The following is a 17,677-nucleotide window of genomic DNA, read 5'->3' on the forward strand; positions in this document are numbered from 1 at the left end:
GGGGGTTAGCCGGCTCCGGCGAGGAACTCCCCGGCCACACCGACGACCCGTTCGCGATCGCGAGGCACCAGACCGATCCGGGTCCGCCGATCGAGGATGTCATCGACATCCTGCGCACCCTCATGGGTCGCCGCGTATTCGAATTCCGCTCGGATCACGTCGACACCCTCAGCGACCGGCTCGGTCGGCCGCTCACACGTGGCGGCGGCGACGACGTTGGCCGCCTCGGCCCCGTAACGTGCCACCAGTGACGCCGGCAAGCCACTGGCCTGCGCATTCTGAGCAGCCGGGCCGGGATTGCCCGGCGCTCCCACGAGCGGCAGGTTGCGGGTCCGGCACTTTTCGGCGGGCAACCGCCGCAGAGTCACCGCGCGATCCAAGACGTCCTCTGCCATATACCGGTATTCGGTCAGCTTCCCCCCGACCACGCTGATCACACCGGATGCCGACTCGATCACGGCGTGATCGCGCGACACATCCGCGGTACGACCTTCACCGGTATCGATCAGCGGCCGCAGCCCCGCAAACGCACCAAGGACATCGCTGGGTTGTAGCGCCGTGTCCAATGCGGTGTTCACCGTGTCCAGCAGGAACGTGATCTCTTCCGAGGAAGGTTCTGGGACATCGGGAATCGGACCGGGAGCGTCTTCGTCGGTCAAACCCAGATAGACTCGGCCCAGCTGCTCGGGCATGGCAAACACGAAGCGGTTGAGCTCCCCCGGAATCGGAACAGTCAGCGCCGCAGTGGGATTCGCGAACGCCGCAGCATCGAATACCAGATGGGTCCCGCGACTGGGCCGCAATTTCAGCGACGGGTCGATGTCGCCGCCCCACACTCCCGCGGCGTTGATCACCGCGCCCGCCGACACATCCACCGACTCCCCAGTGCGTTGGTCGGTCAATCGCACTGAGGCGCCGGTCGCCCGAGATGCCGCCACGCGGGTCAGGATCCGGGCACCGTGCTGCGCCGCCGTGCGCGCGATCGCAGTCACCAATCTGGCGTCGTCGATCAATTGCCCGTCGTAGGCGAGGAGACCGCCATCAAGCCCGTCCTGCGAAACCGCGGGAGCCATCTCCACGGCCCGTCGAGCCGAAACTCTGCGCGATCGCGGCAGCGTTGACGACGACGTGCCAGCCAGCATGCGCAAGGCATCGCCGGCGAGAAATCCGGTACGAACCAACGTGCGCTTCCCACGTCGCATCGACGGCAGCAGGGGCACCAGCTGCGGCATGGCGTGAACGAGATGGGGGGCGTTGCGCGTCATCAGGATTCCGCGTTCGATGGCGCTGCGCCGGGCAATGCCTAAGTTGCCGGTCGCGAGGTAGCGCAGACCGCCATGCACCAGTTTGGAGCTCCACCGGCTGGTACCGAATGCCAGATCGTGCTTCTCGACGAGCGCGACCCGCAGACCGCGCGACGCGGCGTCCAGGGCGATGCCCACACCGGTGACGCCTCCGCCGATCACGAGGACGTCGAGTGGCTCGCCGTCCGCGATGGCAGTCAGGTCGGCAGCGCGGCGAGCGGCGTTGAGAGCGGTCGAGTGAGGCATCAGCTCAGGTATCCGTTCAATGAGTGGGTCAGTTCGGCGGCCAGGGCTTGGGTGTCGAGGATCGGATTGACGATATCCACGGACTGAATGGTCGACTGTGCGATCAGCAACACCATCGTCGCGAGTTGGCGAGGGTTGCCGGAACGGACGCTGCCGTTGCGCTGTGCCACTTCCAGCCGGCTTGCCAGCCCCTCAATCAGGAACAGCTGGCTGGTACCCAACCGCTCGGTGAGGTACACCCGGGCCAGCTCGGAATGCATCACCGACATGATCAGATCGTCGCGCCGCAGCCGATCGGCTACCGCAACAACCTGTCTTACCAGCGCCTCGCGATCGTCACCATCGAGTGGCACTTCGTTCAGCACGTCCTTGATGTGGTTGGTCAACAGTGCCGACATGATCGACCGAGTGTCCGGCCAGCGGCGATATACGGTCGGACGGCTCACGCCCGCGCGCCGGGCAATCTCAGCGAGGGTCACCCGATCGACGCCGAAGTCGACGACGCAGCTCGCCGCTGCCCGCAGTATCCGCTCCCCGGTATCCGTGGGAACGTTACTCATTGACAGCATGTGTAATACTGTAACGCGTGACGCACCCTGAGGAACTCCTGCCCCCAATGAAATGGAACGCATGGGGAGATCCCGCTGCGGCCAAGCCCCTGTCGGACGGCATCCGATCATTGCTGAAGCAGGTTGTGGGCCTAGGGGATTCGGACCAGGCCGAACTCGACCCCAACCAGGTGAAGCTGCGCCCGTCAGCCCTGTCCCAGGCAGATCAGAATGCACTGGCCCAGATTGTCGGTGCGGACTACGTCCGCACCACCGACCGCGATCGGCTGCTGCGCGCCGGCGGCAAGTCCACCCCAGACATGCTGCGCCGCAAAGACACAGGCATCCAGGACGCCCCCGATGCCGTGTTGCTACCCGGCGGTCCGGACGGTGAGAAGGCCATCGCCGCAATCCTGCGCTATTGCTCCGAACACCGCATTGCCATCGTCCCGTTCGGGGGCGGCACGAGCGTCGTAGGCGGGCTTGACCCGGTTCGCGGTGAGTTCGGCGCGGTGGTCTCACTCGATTTGCGGCGCTTCAACCAGCTTCTCTCCCTCGACGAGGTGTCCGGCGTCGCCGAGTTGGGCGCCGGTGTCACCGGTCCCGATGCCGAGCGGCTGCTCGGCGAACACGGCTTCTCTCTTGGGCACTTTCCCCAGAGCTTCGAGTTCGCGACCATCGGCGGTTTCGCGGCGACCCGGTCGTCCGGCCAGGACTCGGCCGGCTACGGCCGCTTCAACGACATGATTCTTGGGCTGCGCATGATCACTCCGGTGGGTGGGCTGGATGTCGGCCGGGTAGCGGCGTCAGCGGCGGGCCCCGACCTGCGCCAGCTGGCAATCGGCTCGGAAGGCGTGCTTGGAGTCATCACCACGGTTCGGCTGCGCGTACACCGGATCCCAGAGACAACCCGCTACGAGGCATGGTCCTTCCCCGACTTCGCGACTGGAGTTGCGGCGCTGCGAGCGATCACCCAAACGGGCACGGGCGCCACTGTCGTTCGGCTTTCGGACGAAGCCGAGACCGGAGTCAACCTCGCCACCACCGAGGCGATCGGGGAAAACCAGGTCACGGGTGGCTGCTTGGGCCTCACCGTGTTCGAGGGCAGCAAAGAACACACCGAGAACCGGCACGATGAGACGCGCGCGCTCTTGGAGGCCCACGGTGGCACCTCGCTTGGCGCCGGGCCAGCACAGGCATGGGAACGTGGCCGGTTCGCCGCGCCCTATTTGCGCGACTCCCTGCTGGCGGCGGGCGCGCTCTGTGAGACCCTCGAGACCGCCACGGATTGGTCCAACATTGCCGCCCTGAAAGCCGCGGTCACCGAGGCACTCACAACCTCACTGGCCGAATCGGGCACGCCGGCCCTGGTGATGTGCCACGTGTCGCACGTCTACCCCACCGGAGCATCGTTGTACTTCACCGTCGTCGCAGGGCAGCGGGGCAATCCCCTCGAGCAATGGCTGGCCGCCAAGAAGGCTGCGTCGGACGCCATGATGGCCACCGGGGGAACCATCACTCATCACCATGCCGTTGGCGTGGACCACCGCCCGTGGATGCGCGAGGAAGTAGGTGACCTGGGTGTGCAGCTGTTGCGCGCCGTCAAGTCGACCCTGGACCCAGCCGGAATCCTCAATCCCGGCAAGCTCATTCCGTGACCAACCCGGAGAACCCCGTGAATCCCACAACTGGTCAGCTGCGCCAGCGCGAGATCAGCAAGGTGACGGCGCTGACCAATCCCCTGTCGGGGCATGGCGCCGCGGTCGCTGCCGCGCAGGTCGCGATCGCCCGGCTGAAGCATCGCGGCGTGGAGGTCATCGAAATCGTCGGCGAGGACGCCGAAGACGCTCGCCATCTGGTCGCGGCCGCACTCGAACGGGGAACCGACGCAGTCGTGGCGATCGGTGGCGACGGCGTCATCTCCAACGCGCTCCAGGTCCTGGCAAGCAACGACGTTCCGCTGGGAATCATCCCAGCAGGCACGGGAAATGATCACGCGCGCGAATTCGGAATTCCCACAAAGGATCCCGAGGCCGCCGCAGACATCGTCGTGGATGGCTGGACGGAAACCATTGATTTGGGCCGGATTCAGCGCGGCGACGGTCGCACGAAGTGTGACAAGTGGTTCGGCACGGTAGCCGCATCCGGATTCGACTCCCTGGTGACCGATCGCGCCAACCGGATGTCCTGGCCCCACGGGCGGCTGCGGTACTACATCGCGATGATGGCCGAACTCTCGCAGCTGCGACGGTTGCCCTACCGCATGGTGCTCGACGGAACCCGCGAAATGGAGCTCGACCTCACGTTGGCGGCCTTCGGGAATACCCGAAGCTATGGCGGTGGGATGCTGATCTGCGCCAATGCCGATCGTGCCGACGGGCTACTCGACATCACCATGGTGCACTCCGGTTCCCGCACCAAGTTCGTTCGCCTGTTCCCCACCGTGGTCAAAGGCACCCACATCGAACTCGACGAGGTGACCACCACCCGGGCCACGACGATCGCCGTCGAGTGCCCCGACATCAACGTCTACGCCGACGGCGACTTCGCCTGCCCGCTGCCCGCCGAGATCTCCGCCGTTTCGGCCGCGCTGCAGATCCTGCGCCCCAACCGCAGATAAGCCAGGCGTGTAACGACCGCATAGTCGAACACGACATCCCTTCCGGACCCCCATTCCCGGGAGGAGAGATGTCCGGATACCGCAAGACCGTGGCGACCGCCCTGGCGACCGCCTCGCTGGTCGGCTCGCTGTTCTCGGTACCGAAGGCCTCAGCGGTTGAGGTTCCGACCTGGAACGGGCAGTACATCATGACGTTCTCCGCCAACGCGAAGTCCGGCACCAGCATGGCAGCCAGTGGGCCGGAATACGCTCACCGGGCCAAGTACACATTCAGCTCGAGCTGCTCAGCCAGCGGATGCATCGCTCGGGTGATCGATGCTCCGCCGCCCAAGAACGAGTTCATCCCGCGGCCGATCGAATACACCTGGAATGGGTCTCAGTGGATACGAGAGACGAGTTGGAAATGGGATTGCCTGTTACCTGACGGCACGGTCGTGTATGACCCGGCGGAATCCATATCGGTGTACACGCCGGGTCCGTATGGCATCTTGACCGGCGTCTTTCATACCGACATCGCCAGCGGACCGTGCAAGGGCAACGTCGACATGCCGGTTTCCGCGAAACCGGTGTTTGTGCCCGGGGTCGTCTAGTGGCGCAGACCCGCCGCGCCCGACGGCGCCCCGGCTAGCCGCCCGCTCAACCGACTCCCCGGCTCAGCCAGGTCACTTCACCGACCTCGCTGCCGTCGCGATAGGCCTCGAGAGCCTCATCCCACGCCGTTCCCAGCACCGAATCCAGTTCGGCAGCCAGGGTGTCGGCACCGTGGGCCATCATGGCTCGCAAGCGCATCTCCCCGACCATGATGTCGCCATTGGCGCTCATCGAGCCGCTCCACAAACCCAGCTGGGGGGTGTGGCTGAACCGCTGGCCGTCGACTCCGGGACTGGGATCCTCGGTGACCTCGAACCGCAGTACCGACCAGGAGCGCAACGCGCTGGCCAACCGGGCGCCCGTGCCCACCGGCCCGACCCAGTTGGTGACCGAGCGCAACTGCGGCGGCATCGCCGGTTGCGGCGTCCACACCAGGTTCGCCTTGGCCTGCAGGGTCGACGACAGCGCCCACTCGACATGTGGGCATACCGCCGCTGGCGAGGCGTGGACATACACCACACCGGTCGTCACGTCGGCAAATTGATTCGACGCACGCATCTGTTGCTCCTTCGGTTCCACGAGGGACGTCTTCCCCAACGACCTGGTGAACCCGAATCGGCACGATGCCTGACGCGAATCCTCTGAAATTTTGTGTGCCTTGCGTGTCTATTGTGCCTCGTGAGACCCCTGTTGCGCTAGTGTTCGATCCGGATTGTTGCGTACTTCGCTAGCACGGCATCCGAAATCGCTGGCCAGAGATCTAGCGCCCACTCGCCGAAATCGCGATCCGTGAGGATCACCAGTCCGATGTCCGCATCGGGGTCCACCCAGACGAATCCACCTGCTTGCCCGAAATGGCCATATGTCCGTGCCGAATTACGCCCGCCTGTCCAGTGCGGTGATTTCGAACCCTTGATCTCGAAACCCAGTCCCCAGTCGTTGGGCCGCTGCACCCCGTATCCGGGTAAGACACCGTCCAAGCCGGGAAACTGCACGGCGATCGCGTCGGCGTGCATCTGTGTCGAGACGGTTGCTGGAGACAGCAGATCACCGACGAAGGTGGCCAGGTCCGCGACCGTTGAGGTCGCACCGTAGCCGGCGGTCGCGGGGCCACCGTTCAGCTGGGTCGCCGCCATTCCTAACGGCTGGAAGACAGCTTCGGTGAGGTAGTGGGTGAACTCGATCCCCGACTCCCGCTGCACCGTCTCGGCCAGCACGGTAAAGCCGTAGTTGGAATACATTCGGCGGGTGCCCGGCCGCGACAGCGTCGTATCGGAGTGCATCGCCAGACCGGACGTGTGCGCGAGCAGGTGCCGGAGTGTGGAGCCCGGCGGGCCCGCTTCAGCGTCAAGTTCGACGGCGCCTTCCTCCACCGCAATCTGAGCGGCCCGGGCCACCAGCGGCTTGGTGACCGATGCCAGGGGGAACACCTGCGCCAGGTCACCGTAGGTAGCAAGGATCCCGGCGGGTCCGACTACCGCCGCGGCGGCGGCCGGGACCGGCCAGTCGTCAAGGGCTTCGAGAATGGTCATCAGATCCGGCGCGTCACTTCCCGGCGACCTTGCGGGCGATGTAGTAATTGTTCAAGACGTCCGACTCGATCTCGGCCACCGCCACATCGCCAAAGCCGGCATCAGCCAGCATCGACGTGGCCACCTGCCGGCCCCACACCGTCCCCAATCCGACGCCGTCCAACGCGAGCGAAACCGTCATGCAATGCATGGTCGAGACCATGTAGAGGTAGGTGCTCATCGGGACGCCGACATTGTCTTCGAGCCGGCTCGACGCCTTGACATCGACCATGAGAAACACCCCAGCGGGTCGCAGGGCGCGATAGATGTTCTCCAGCACGCGCGCGGGTTGCGCCTGATCATGAATCGCGTCGAACGTGGTGATGACGTCATAGACCTCGACCTTGTCGAGCTGCGTCAGGTCGGCCCGCTCGAACGTCGCGTTTCCGAGGCCCAGGCGCGCGGCCTCCGCGGCGGCTGCCCCAACAGCCTCCTCCGAGAAGTCGATTCCGGTGAAGCGGCTCGCCGGAAACGCCTGCGCCATCAGGTTGACCGCATGACCACTACCGCAACCGAAGTCGGCGACCTCGACACCGGACTCCAAGCGCTGGGGAAGGCCGTCGACCAGGGGCAGCACCACGTCAATGAGCGCGGCATCGAATACCTCACCGCTCACTTCGGCCATGAGGTTGTGAAAGCCCGGGTATTCGCTGTAGGGCACCCCACCGCCGTCGCGAAAGCATCGGATGACCTGTTGTTCGACCTGGCTGAGCAGCGGAATGAACTGGGCGACCACGGCCAGGTTGTTGGGCCCCGCTTTGCGGGTCAGCACGCCGGCGCGATGAGCCGGCAACGTGTAGGTAGCGGTCTGCGCGTCGTAGTCCACGATCTCTCCGGTGGTCATGCCGCCCAGCCACTCCCGCACATAGCGCTCATTGAGGCCCGCCGCGTCCGCGATTTGCGCGCTGGTAGCCGGTGGCAGTCCCGCCATCGTGTCCAGCAGTCCCGTCTGGTGCCCGACGCTGAGCAACATCGCCAACCCGGCGCCGTCGATGGCCCCAACAATCCGGTTGCCGAATTCTTCCGTTGTCTCGGGTGCAGTCTCGGGTGCGGTCATGGAGATCGACGCTACACCGGCTCGGCCGGGACTCAGTCTGCGTTCGAGAGGCTCCGAGAGTGCCTAGCGCTACGGGGCTGCGGCGACGCTGGCCGCGAACGTTAGGTTGTAGGCCATGGGTCAGACAGTGCGCGGTGTGATTTCCCGACGAAAGCGCGAACCCGTTGAGCTGGTGGACATCGTCGTGCCAGACCCGGGCCGCGGTGAAGCCGTTGTCGACATCACCGCGTGCGGGGTATGCCATACCGACCTGACCTACCGCGAAGGCGGCATCAACGACGAATACCCGTTCCTGCTCGGCCACGAGGCAGCCGGGCTGGTCGAAGCGGTGGGTCCTGGGGTCACTGCGGTCGAGCCGGGCGATTTTGTGATCCTGAACTGGCGCGCCGTGTGCGGACAGTGCCGGGCCTGCAAGCGTGGCCGCCCCCGCTACTGCTTTGACACGTTCAACGCTGAGCAGAAGATGACGCTCACCGACGGCACCGAACTCACCCCGGCATTAGGTATCGGGGCGTTTGCCGACAAGACGCTGGTGCACGCTGGCCAATGCACCAAGGTCGATCCCGCGGCCGATCCCGCGGTCGCAGGGCTGCTGGGGTGTGGGGTGATGGCCGGTCTAGGGGCAGCCGTCAATACCGGTGGCGTGACCAGGGATGACACGGTGGCGGTGATCGGCTGTGGCGGCGTAGGCGATGCCGCCATCGCCGGGGCTGCGCTGGTCGGAGCCAGAAAGATCATCGCGGTCGACACCGACAACACGAAGTTGGAGTGGGCACGCAAGTTCGGTGCCACGCACACCGTCAACGCCCGCGAATTCGATGTCGTGAAAACCATCGCAGACCTCACCGGCGGGTTCGGCGCCGACGTGGTGATCGATGCCGTTGGCCGGCCCGAAACCTACGAGCAGGCGTTCTATGCCCGCGACCTTGCCGGAACCGTAGTGCTCGTTGGTGTGCCGACTCCCGAGATGCGCCTCGACATGCCGCTTGTGGACTTCTTCTCGCACGGCGGTGCACTGAAGTCGTCGTGGTACGGCGACTGCCTGCCCGAACGCGACTTCCCCACCCTGATCGACCTGTACCTGCAGGGCCGACTTCCCCTGGACAAGTTCGTTTCCGAACGCATCGGCCTGGGCAGTGTCGAGGAAGCTTTCGACAAGATGCACAGCGGCGAGGTGCTGCGCTCGGTGGTGGTGATGTAGTGGCCGAGACCGATCGCCACATCCAGCACGTGGTTACTCACGGAACTTTCGAACTCGATGGCGGCAGTTGGGAAGTCGACAACAACATCTGGCTGGTGGGCGACGACTCCGATGTCGTCGTTTTCGATGCCGCCCACGACGCGACGCCAATCATCGAGGCCGTCGATGGCCGCAATGTGGTTGCGGTGGTGTGTACGCATGGCCACAACGATCACGTGACAGTGGCGCCCGAGCTTGGCCACGCCCTCGATGCGCCGGTGCTGCTGCACCGCGGTGACGCTGTTCTATGGCGAATGACGCACCCGGACAAAGATTTTCGAGCCGTTGCCGACGGGGACACCGTGCGCGTAGCCGGAACGGAGTTGCGTGCGCTGCACACCCCGGGGCACTCACCGGGATCGGTGTGCTGGTATGCCCGCGAGATCGGCCCAGGACCAGGTGTCGTGTTCAGCGGCGACACACTGTTCTCCGGCGGGCCGGGCGCGACCGGTCGCTCATTCTCCGATTTCCCGACCATTCTGCAGTCCATATCCGAACGCCTCGGTACGTTGCCCGCTGACACCGTGGTGCACACCGGCCACGGCGACAGCACCACCGTCGGCGACGAGATCGTCAACTTCGAACAATGGGTCGCCCGCGGCCACTGAGGCGCAGCGAGATTGCCCTCCGGGCCGCGACTGCCGTCCCAACCACAACCATGGCGGCAATGTCACTAGCGTCGGTCGGCTCGTGGGGCAAGGTAGCGCTGCGCCGCCACTGTCCTGCGAGCCCGCGCCATCCACAGCACCGACAATGCGACATCGATCAGACCGACGACAGACATCGCGACGAACACCCATACCAGATGCCCGGATGAGCTCCGGTAGCCGAACGCCAGTCGCGGATTGATGAACCCGTCGACTTGCCCGTCAGTCGTGATCTCGTAGGTCGCGTCGGCGGGCACCTGAACCATCCATACTCGTACGTGCGCTTCGTTGTTGATCGTCGTTGTGCTGCCGGTGCTTTCCGTGACCACCGGCTGGGTCACCCCGTCGGGCGGATTGATCCAAATCCCGAGCGGCGGCACCGGCAGACCGACACCGTGAGTGCCGCCGATGACCGTGGTGTGCAGGCTGACAGCGACAGCACCAGCGGGCAGATCCAGGCTGGCCGTCCCGGGGACCGGCACCTCTCCGTAGGCCTTGTATCTGTCCAGCACGAAGATGTTGAGTACCAAGGTGATGACGAAGCCGGTCAGCGACACGACCAACACCACGATGGCGACAGCCAGCGAGATCTTGGCGAGCCGTCTGCTACCCATCCACGCAGTCTGTCACGCGGGCGGATCGGTGGCGCAAAAACATCGCGAAGGCGCCGCCAACGACGACAAACGCCGTGACTGGCACCCAGTCACCCAACCGCTGGTACACCGTGGTGTTCGACTCCAGCGGCACGTCGACGACCGCGACTCCGGTGACGTCCGATGGACACCACGCTAGCCGCCGGCCCCGGGCATCGAACGCCGAGCTGACGCCGGACAACCCGACATGCACCGCCGGGCGACCCACCTCGACCGCCCGAACCGCCGGCTGGGCAGCCAGCTGCGGCTGCGCCCAACTATCCTGAAACGTCGAGGTAGAACTCTGGTACACCAGCAACTGGGCACCCAGCTGCGCGTCGCGGCGCGCCAGGTCGGGAAAGCTGGTCTCGTAGCTGATCAACGGTCCGATCTCCACAGGCCTCGCCGACAACACCACCGGCCCGGTCCCCCGCTGCCGGTCCTGCGCGGCGGCTTTGCTGTAGCGGGTGACCCAGCCGAAAAGCGGCCTCAGGGGCACGTATTCACCGAACGGCACCAACCGGATCTTCGCGTAGCCGCCCAGCGGGCCCTCCGCACCGACGAGCACCGCCGACTTGTAGATTCCCCCGCTCGGTGCGAGCGCGTCGACGTTGACCAGCACGTCGGCGCCCACCAGCCGGGAAAGCTCCACGACGCGGTCCAGCACCTCGGGGTGGGCGGTGAAGTCTTGTCCGACGCTGCTTTCTCCCCAGACCACCAGGTCTAGGCGCTCGCCCGCGACGGCTGCGGTCAACGCGACGCTCGCCGCCATTCGGGCTGTCGAGTCGGCGATGTTGCCCGGCTGCACCAACGCCACACGTACCGTCGAACCGCCCGTCGGTGATGGACCTATCAGATAGGCAACCGGGGCCACCCCCGCAAAGACAACCAGGGCACCCAGCGCGACCAGTCGGCCGACCGCCCGGTGGCACACGATCACCCCGGCTATCGCCGTATTAGCCGCCGCCAACAGAAAGCTCGTCAGCCACACTCCGCCTACCGAAGCCGACGCCAGCATGACCGGCTGGTTCCATTGCGACGCACCCAGCAACGCCCACGGGCCCCCCAGCGACGGCCAGGATCGCACTACTTCGGCCGCGACCCACGCGCTGGGGACCACAATGAGGGCAGCGGCCGTGCGGCCGGGGGTTGCCGGCGCCGACAACAGCCGCTGCGCCCACCACCCCCACGGCAGCCACAACGCGCCCATCCCGATCGCGAACGCCACCAGCAGCGGACCAATGCTGGTCACCAGCCAACATTGCGTCATCAGCACAAACCCGCACATTCCCCACCACGCCCGTACGGCTCCCTCCCGGGAGGTCGACGCGGCCCGCACGACCAAGAGCAGGGGAACCACGCCGAACCAAGCCAGCCACCACCAGGAAGGTGCCGGCAGCGCGAGCGCGGGTAGCGCGCCAAGGATCAACGCCGCCCCGTAGCCGGGCAGACGCTGTCGGCAGGCTCGCCAGCGGTGGACCATGCCCATCAGAATGCCGCCCGGATTCCGCAACTGCGAACGGAAGAGCAGACTAGGAGCGACGACCCAGGGCACGTCGGAAGGAGTGCGACCCATGGCCGACGATCTCGTCGCGACGGTGCCCGATTTGTCGGGCAAGCTGGCGATCATCACCGGAGCCAACAGCGGTCTGGGGTTCGGGCTGGCTCGGCGGCTGTCGTCGGCCGGTGCTGACGTTGTCATGGCGATCCGCAACCGCGCCAAGGGTGAGACGGCGATCGAGAAGATCCGCGCGACCGTGCCCGATGCCAAGCTAACGATCAAGGCCCTCGATCTATCCTCGCTGGCGTCCGTCGCCGCCCTGGCCGAACAACTCAATGCCGACGGGCGCCCGATCGACATCCTGGTCAACAACGCCGGTGTGATGACCCCGCCGCAACGCGACACAACCACCGACGGTTTCGAATTGCAGTTCGGTAGCAACCATCTGGGGCACTTCGCACTGACCGCACGGCTGTTGCCGCTCTTGCGCGCCGCCGAGCGTGCCCGGGTCGTGTCGCTGAGCAGCCTGGCAGCCCGACGCGGGCGCATACACTTCGACGACCTGCAGTTCGAGAAATCCTATGCCCCGATGACGGCGTACGGTCAGTCAAAGCTGGCCGTGTTGATGTTTGCACGCGAGCTAGACCGGCGCAGCCGGGCGCGCGACTGGGGCATCGTGTCCATCGCTGCGCATCCGGGCCTCACCAAAACCAATCTGCAGATCAGCGGGCCGTCGCACGGCCGCCAAAGGCCGGCGCTGATGGAACGTCTCTACAAGGCCTCGTGGCGGTTCACTCCGTTCCTGTGGCAAGAGATCGAAGACGGGATCTTGCCGGCGCTCTACGCGGCCGCCACACCGCATGCCCGCAGCGGTGCGTTCTACGGACCGCGCGGCTTCTACGAGGCCATCGGCGGAGGCGTCGCCGACGCCACAGTGCCCGCCCGCGCCCGCAACGACGACGACAACCAACGTCTGTGGGAGGCTTCTGAGCGGCTTACCGGCGTCAGCTACCCGGAGCGTGACTGACATGGAGAGACGTGACTGACATGGACAGAAGGGTGCGCATGCCCGAGTCAAGCGTCGTGGTCCGGCCGGAACCGATGGAAAGCGCCACCTATACCCAGTCGTCACGATTGCAGGCCGCCGGTCTGGAGCCGGCCATCGCTCTGTTGGAGCGGGCCGCGGCCGAAGTGCCTCTGCCGGCCCCACCGCAACCGATCGCCATTGCTGACTATGGCGCGGCCACCGGGCACAATTCGCTGAAACCGATCTCGGCCGCGATCGACGTGCTGCGAGGGCGAACTCGCCACGATCACGCAATCCTGGTCGCACACACCGATGTACCGGACAACGATTTCACAGCACTGTTTCAGACCCTGGGCGAGGACCCGGACAGCTACGTGCACAGGGACACCGCGAGTTTCGCTTCGGCCATCGGCCGGTCTTTCTATCTCCAGCTGCTGCCATCGAAGACCATCAACCTCGGGTGGACGTCGTGGGCGGTCCAGTGGCTCAGCCGGGCTCCCGTCGAGATTCACGACCACGTTCAAGTCGCCTATAGCGATGACGCCAAGGCCCGCGCGGCCTACGCCCAACAGGCCGCCGCCGACTGGCAGGACTTTCTCGCGTTTCGTGGGCGCGAGCTGTGCCCCGGTGGGCGGCTGGTGGTGCTGACGATGGCCATCGGCGACGATGGCGAATTCGGTTATCGCCCATTGAACGACGCGTTGATGGCCGGGCTGGGAACGCTGGTGCGCGAGGGCCTCGTGCATCGAGATGAGTTGCTTCGCATGGCGATTCCCGCCGTCGCCCGCAGCGAGAAGGATTTCCGCGCACCGTTTGCGCCCCGGGGGCAGTTCGAAGGCCTGACCATCGATCATCTTGACGTGTTCAACGCCGAGGACAGGTTCTGGCACCGATACCAGTCAGACGGCGATGCCGACGCTTTCGGTGCGCAATGGGCGGCATTCGCACGTGCCGCCCTCTTCCCGACGCTAGCGGCGGCGCTGGACGGCGGGCCGGGCGACCCACGATCGGCCGAGTTCATTGAGCAACTCGAGGCTGCCATCGCCGAGCAGCTGTCCACTGCGCCCGAGCCGATGCAGATTCCGCTCGCGTCGCTCGTGGTGGCCAAGCAAGAATCGTGAACCGCGGCCCGCACGCGGTCAGCGAATCGTGCCCGCGCCGGGTATCAGCGGAAGATCCAGGGCGGTAACCCAACCGGGCGGCAACTCGTTGACCGGAGGGACAGCGTTGAGCGCCCGCATCCCGGTAGCCAGGCACCCCGCCGTGGCGGGGTCGCGGCCCGAACCGTCAGTGAACCGGAACGCGGTCTCGGATGAGATGCTCGGGGTCCCCTCGACGTCGACTCGGTAGACGTCATCGTCGTGGCCGGATGGCCATTCGGGTGCGGCATCGTGGCCAATGCGATTGACATGTTCGAGTTGGATGCGTGTCTGGCCCTGGTAGACGCCGTTGATGGTGAATCGGACGGCGGCGACGCGGCCCGGCTCGATAACGCCCTTGGCGGTGTGGCGCTCGGTGGGAGTCACCCACTTGTCCCAGGTGGTGGTGATCTCGTCGAGGGTGATGCCGGCCGCATGGGCGATCATCGGGACGGTGGCGCCCCACGCGAAGATCAGCACGTCGCGGTTCTCGAGGAGCGGGGTGAATTCGGGCTCGCGGCCGATCCCCATCTCTATTTCGTAGTCGCCTTCGTAGTTGGTGTAGTCCAGCAATTCCGACGCGCGCACTCGCCGCACCTCCGAACACAGGCCCATCAACGTCATGGGAAACAGGTCGTTGGCGAATCCCGGGTCGATGCCGGTGGTGAAGCACGACGACTCCCCTAGCTCGCAGGCCGAGGTGATGGGCTCGATCCACTGTGGCGGATTGAGCGACATCGTCGGCCAGACCCACGGCGTCATCGCCGTCGAGCACACGTCGATGCCTGCGCGCAAGAAGCGCGTCATCAGCTCGATGTTGTCCTGGGCGTGCTTGGCCGTCGGGCCATAATGCACCAAAGCATCCGGTGTGTCCGCGATGAGCGCCGCGACGTCGTCGGTAGCGACGATGCCCAGCGGTTCGGCCAACCCGCAGATATCGCCAACGTCGCGGCCGACCTTGTCGGGGTTACTGACGCCCACGCCCACCAACTCGAAGAGTGGATGTTTGACGATCTCGGGAATCACCATCCGGCCCACGAAGCCGGTGCCCCACACGATGACTTTCTTGGGGGCTGGGTTCGGGGGCTTCGCGCTATCCTGCGACATCATTTTCTCCAAAGCCATCTCGCTCCGGGTACCGGCTTCACCCTATGTGCGGCCAGGGGCAGACATCCAGCACCTGACCAATGGTAGGCATTTTGTTCATCCGACTCCCCATTCCGAACTCCCAGGTGACACGATGAACACCATGACCAATCCAGTGACAACCGAGCCAACCCCGATCAACCGCCTCCGCGGACCCTCGGTCCTGGCAGCCATCGGCCTCGGGTTCGTGGCCAGCTGCGGTCTGGTTGTCGGTGGCCTGGCACACGCGGCGCCCGCACCGACGCAGGTTCGGTACGAAGTTACTGGTAGCGGCGGCACAGCCGACTATCTGTCGTACCAGACCCGAAGTGGGCAGCGGCGAGAGGCGAACGTACCACTGCCCTGGTCGACGGAGTTCGATGGCTATTTGGGTCAGGTGCTCGTACTCAGCGCACAGGGCCCGGGCACGATCGCCTGCAGAATTCTCGTCAATGGCGACGAGGTGAAGTCGGCGAGTGCGGCGGGGCAGCCGGCGAGAACCGTCTGTTCGGTCACGGCTGCCGGGATTACGAAAACGCCGACAACCACGCCCGAGGCGCCGCCGACCGGGTGATCGACGACCCGCGCCGCAACCCGCCAGCCACGGGCGGTCAGCGGCTAGGCTCGCAGTTGTACCCCTTCAAGGGTGAAGGGGATTGGGAGGATCACGATGGACCTCAAGACGAGCCCCAAACCGGCCGTTGCTACGCGAGTGAACGGGGCGGCACCGCCTGAGGTTCCGCTGGCCGATATCAAGCTCGGCTCACTGGATTTCTGGAAACTCGACGATGACATTCGCGACGGCGCGTTTGCCACGTTGCGACGTGAGGCGCCGGTTTCGTTCTGGCCAGCGATCGAGCTACCCGGATTCGACGGGGGCGAAGGACATTGGGCGCTGACCAAGCACCACGATGTCTTCTACGCCAGCCGTCATCCGGACATCTTCAGTTCCAGTCCCAACATCGTTATCAACGACCAGACACCTGAGGTCGCCGAGTACTTCGGATCGATGATCGTGCTCGACGATCCGCGACACCAGCGGCTGCGCTCGATCGTCAGCCGGGCATTCACGCCGAAGGTGGTGGCCCGCATCGAGGCCTCGGTGCGGGATCGCGCCCACCGCCTGGTTGCGTCGATGATCGCCAATCATCCCGACGGGCAGGCCGACCTGGTCACCGAGCTCGCCGGACCGCTGCCGTTGCAGATCATCTGCGACATGATGGGTATTCCCGAGGAAGACCATCAGCGGATTTTCCATTGGACCAATGTGATTCTGGGGTTCGGGGACCCCGACCTCGCCACCGACTTCGAGGAGTTCATGCAGGTATCGATGGACATCGGCGCCTACGCCGCGGCGCTGGCCGAGGACCGCCGGGTCAATCACCACGACGATCTGACCAGCAGCCTGGTGGAGGCCGAGGTCGACGGCGAGCGCCTGTCATCGAAGGAGATCGCCTCGTTCTTCATTCTGTTGGTGGTGGCCGGCAACGAGACTACGCGTAATGCGATCAGCCACGGTGTGCTGGCACTGTCCCGCTATCCCGACCAGCGTGAGCGGTGGTGGTCGGACTTCGAGGGCCTGGCGCCTACGGCGGTCGAGGAGGTCGTTCGGTGGGCCTCGCCGGTGGTCTACATGCGCCGCACCCTGACCCAGGACACCGAGCTGAGCGGCACCACGATGGCCAAAGGCGACAAGGTCACTCTGTGGTACGCCTCGGCCAACCGGGACGAGTCAAAGTTCTTCGATCCGTGGACATTCGACGTGGCACGCAACCCCAATCCGCATGTCGGATTCGGTGGCGGTGGCGCTCATTTCTGCCTCGGAGCCAACCTGGCGCGTCGCGAGATCAGGGTCGCCTTCGACGAGCTACGCCGCGAAATGCCCGATATCGTGGCGACAGCGGAACCCGCACGACTGTTGTCGCAATTTATCCACGGCATCAAACACTTGCCGGTCGCCTGGACTCCCCGAGACTGACCGCCGGGCTCCGTGAAGAAGCTGGCAATATCCGGTGCACTGGCGATGGCCACAATCGTCCTAGCGCCCGCTGCGCACGCGGACATGCTGGTGGGCAACTACTCGCTAGTCACAAACAGAGATCCTGGCCACCAATGGATTTGGACGATTCGCGCGTGCAACCCCAATGCTGCGGGATGCCGGCACATTCAGGCGATACCGCAACCCAACGGACAAGCCGCACCCTACGGGGGCGTTGCGCAGCTGTCGAACGGCCGCTACACATTTGCCGTCGACATCCCGGATGGAGTGCGCTGCGTCGTCTACTTCCTGCCCTCCCACGACGTCTATTCGTGGGATGCGACGACTCTCGCCGGATCGGTGGACTCCACTTTCGATGCGGGCTGTGGCGGCGCGCCCGGAGCGACAACGACCCATCCATTCTCGCTCGTGCGGCGCTAGGCCGTCGGGT

At 65.4% G+C, this 17,677-nt stretch carries 18 protein-coding genes; 10 read left to right on the top strand and 8 right to left on the bottom strand.

Going from position 1 to position 17,677, the window contains the following annotated elements:
• Nucleotides 1-5 precede the first annotated feature (5 nt).
• Together F6B93_RS13960 and F6B93_RS13965 are read right to left on the bottom strand one after the other, a co-directional pair.
• Nucleotides 6-1,550, bottom strand: coding sequence for a glycerol-3-phosphate dehydrogenase/oxidase (locus F6B93_RS13960; RefSeq protein WP_211695625.1), 1,545 nt, complete (start codon nucleotides 1,548-1,550; stop codon nucleotides 6-8).
• Nucleotides 1,550-2,119 carry a TetR/AcrR family transcriptional regulator gene (locus F6B93_RS13965; protein ID WP_211695626.1) on the bottom strand — a complete coding sequence of 190 codons (570 nt, stop codon included), beginning with the start codon at nucleotides 2,117-2,119 and terminating at the stop codon, nucleotides 1,550-1,552. The genes F6B93_RS13960 and F6B93_RS13965 overlap by 1 nt, the downstream gene beginning before the upstream one ends.
• Before the next feature lie 47 nt (nucleotides 2,120-2,166).
• On the opposite strand from F6B93_RS13965, the gene F6B93_RS13970 reads away from it, so the two are divergent.
• From F6B93_RS13970 to F6B93_RS13980, 3 genes are all read left to right on the top strand, one after another.
• Nucleotides 2,167-3,756 carry an FAD-binding oxidoreductase gene (locus F6B93_RS13970; RefSeq protein ID WP_211699490.1) on the top strand — a complete coding sequence of 530 codons (1,590 nt, stop codon included), beginning with the start codon at nucleotides 2,167-2,169 and terminating at the stop codon, nucleotides 3,754-3,756.
• Nucleotides 3,757-3,773: 17 nt separating this feature from the next.
• Nucleotides 3,774-4,718 (top strand): diacylglycerol kinase, encoded by a 945-nt coding sequence (locus tag F6B93_RS13975; protein WP_211699491.1) that lies wholly within the window; start codon nucleotides 3,774-3,776, stop codon nucleotides 4,716-4,718.
• Nucleotides 4,719-4,786: 68 nt separating this feature from the next.
• Entirely contained in the window at nucleotides 4,787-5,308 is a 522-nt protein-coding gene (locus tag F6B93_RS13980) for an Rv2253 family sensor-like surface protein (protein WP_211695627.1), read from the top strand.
• Nucleotides 5,309-5,354: 46 nt separating this feature from the next.
• Here F6B93_RS13980 and F6B93_RS13985 read toward each other — a convergent pair whose 3' ends face one another.
• The 3 genes from F6B93_RS13985 to F6B93_RS13995 form a co-directional block, all read right to left on the bottom strand.
• On the bottom strand, nucleotides 5,355-5,867 hold the full coding sequence (locus F6B93_RS13985) for a DUF3145 domain-containing protein (RefSeq protein ID WP_211695628.1): 513 nt from the start codon (nucleotides 5,865-5,867) through the stop codon (nucleotides 5,355-5,357).
• Nucleotides 5,868-6,004: 137 nt separating this feature from the next.
• Nucleotides 6,005-6,841, bottom strand: coding sequence for a serine hydrolase domain-containing protein (locus tag F6B93_RS13990; protein WP_211695629.1), 837 nt, complete (start codon nucleotides 6,839-6,841; stop codon nucleotides 6,005-6,007).
• A gap of 13 nt (nucleotides 6,842-6,854) precedes the next feature.
• Entirely contained in the window at nucleotides 6,855-7,937 is a 1,083-nt protein-coding gene (locus tag F6B93_RS13995; protein ID WP_211695630.1) for a class I SAM-dependent methyltransferase, read from the bottom strand.
• 115 nt (nucleotides 7,938-8,052) lie between these two features.
• Between F6B93_RS13995 and F6B93_RS14000 the strand changes: the two genes are divergently transcribed.
• Both F6B93_RS14000 and F6B93_RS14005 read left to right on the top strand, forming a co-directional pair.
• On the top strand, nucleotides 8,053-9,138 hold the full coding sequence (locus F6B93_RS14000) for an S-(hydroxymethyl)mycothiol dehydrogenase (protein ID WP_211695631.1): 1,086 nt from the start codon (nucleotides 8,053-8,055) through the stop codon (nucleotides 9,136-9,138).
• 20 nt (nucleotides 9,139-9,158) lie between these two features.
• Nucleotides 9,159-9,785, top strand: coding sequence for an MBL fold metallo-hydrolase (locus F6B93_RS14005; protein WP_211699492.1), 627 nt, complete (start codon nucleotides 9,159-9,161; stop codon nucleotides 9,783-9,785).
• 65 nt (nucleotides 9,786-9,850) lie between these two features.
• Here the strand turns inward: F6B93_RS14005 and F6B93_RS14010 are convergent, their stop codons facing one another.
• Together F6B93_RS14010 and lnt are read right to left on the bottom strand one after the other, a co-directional pair.
• Nucleotides 9,851-10,438, bottom strand: coding sequence for an SHOCT domain-containing protein (locus tag F6B93_RS14010; RefSeq protein WP_246540761.1), 588 nt, complete (start codon nucleotides 10,436-10,438; stop codon nucleotides 9,851-9,853).
• Nucleotides 10,431-11,939, bottom strand: coding sequence for an apolipoprotein N-acyltransferase (gene lnt, locus F6B93_RS14015; protein ID WP_211699493.1), 1,509 nt, complete (start codon nucleotides 11,937-11,939; stop codon nucleotides 10,431-10,433). Before lnt ends, F6B93_RS14010 begins: the two co-directional genes overlap by 8 nt.
• Before the next feature lie 91 nt (nucleotides 11,940-12,030).
• On the opposite strand from lnt, the gene F6B93_RS14020 reads away from it, so the two are divergent.
• The gene (locus F6B93_RS14020; protein WP_211695632.1) at nucleotides 12,031-12,984 is read left to right on the top strand and encodes an SDR family oxidoreductase; all 954 of its coding nucleotides are present in this window, start codon (nucleotides 12,031-12,033) and stop codon (nucleotides 12,982-12,984) included.
• A 38-nt stretch (nucleotides 12,985-13,022) separates the two neighbouring features.
• The gene (locus F6B93_RS14025) at nucleotides 13,023-14,105 is read left to right on the top strand and encodes a class I SAM-dependent methyltransferase (RefSeq protein WP_211695633.1); all 1,083 of its coding nucleotides are present in this window, start codon (nucleotides 13,023-13,025) and stop codon (nucleotides 14,103-14,105) included.
• A gap of 18 nt (nucleotides 14,106-14,123) precedes the next feature.
• Here F6B93_RS14025 and F6B93_RS14030 read toward each other — a convergent pair whose 3' ends face one another.
• Nucleotides 14,124-15,230 carry an NAD(P)H-dependent amine dehydrogenase family protein gene (locus F6B93_RS14030; RefSeq protein ID WP_211695634.1) on the bottom strand — a complete coding sequence of 369 codons (1,107 nt, stop codon included), beginning with the start codon at nucleotides 15,228-15,230 and terminating at the stop codon, nucleotides 14,124-14,126.
• A 133-nt stretch (nucleotides 15,231-15,363) separates the two neighbouring features.
• Between F6B93_RS14030 and F6B93_RS14035 the strand changes: the two genes are divergently transcribed.
• The 3 genes from F6B93_RS14035 to F6B93_RS14045 all read left to right on the top strand — a co-directional run bounded on the left by F6B93_RS14035 (nucleotide 15,364) and on the right by F6B93_RS14045 (nucleotide 17,667).
• Nucleotides 15,364-15,822 (top strand): MmpS family transport accessory protein, encoded by a 459-nt coding sequence (locus F6B93_RS14035; protein ID WP_246540763.1) that lies wholly within the window; start codon nucleotides 15,364-15,366, stop codon nucleotides 15,820-15,822.
• A gap of 96 nt (nucleotides 15,823-15,918) precedes the next feature.
• Entirely contained in the window at nucleotides 15,919-17,226 is a 1,308-nt protein-coding gene (locus F6B93_RS14040; RefSeq protein WP_211695635.1) for a cytochrome P450, read from the top strand.
• Nucleotides 17,227-17,271: 45 nt separating this feature from the next.
• The gene (locus tag F6B93_RS14045; RefSeq protein ID WP_211695636.1) at nucleotides 17,272-17,667 is read left to right on the top strand and encodes a hypothetical protein; all 396 of its coding nucleotides are present in this window, start codon (nucleotides 17,272-17,274) and stop codon (nucleotides 17,665-17,667) included.
• The last annotated feature ends 10 nt before the right edge of the window (nucleotides 17,668-17,677 follow it).

The organism is Mycobacterium spongiae (assembly GCF_018278905.1).
GTDB lineage: Bacteria > Actinomycetota > Actinomycetes > Mycobacteriales > Mycobacteriaceae > Mycobacterium > Mycobacterium spongiae.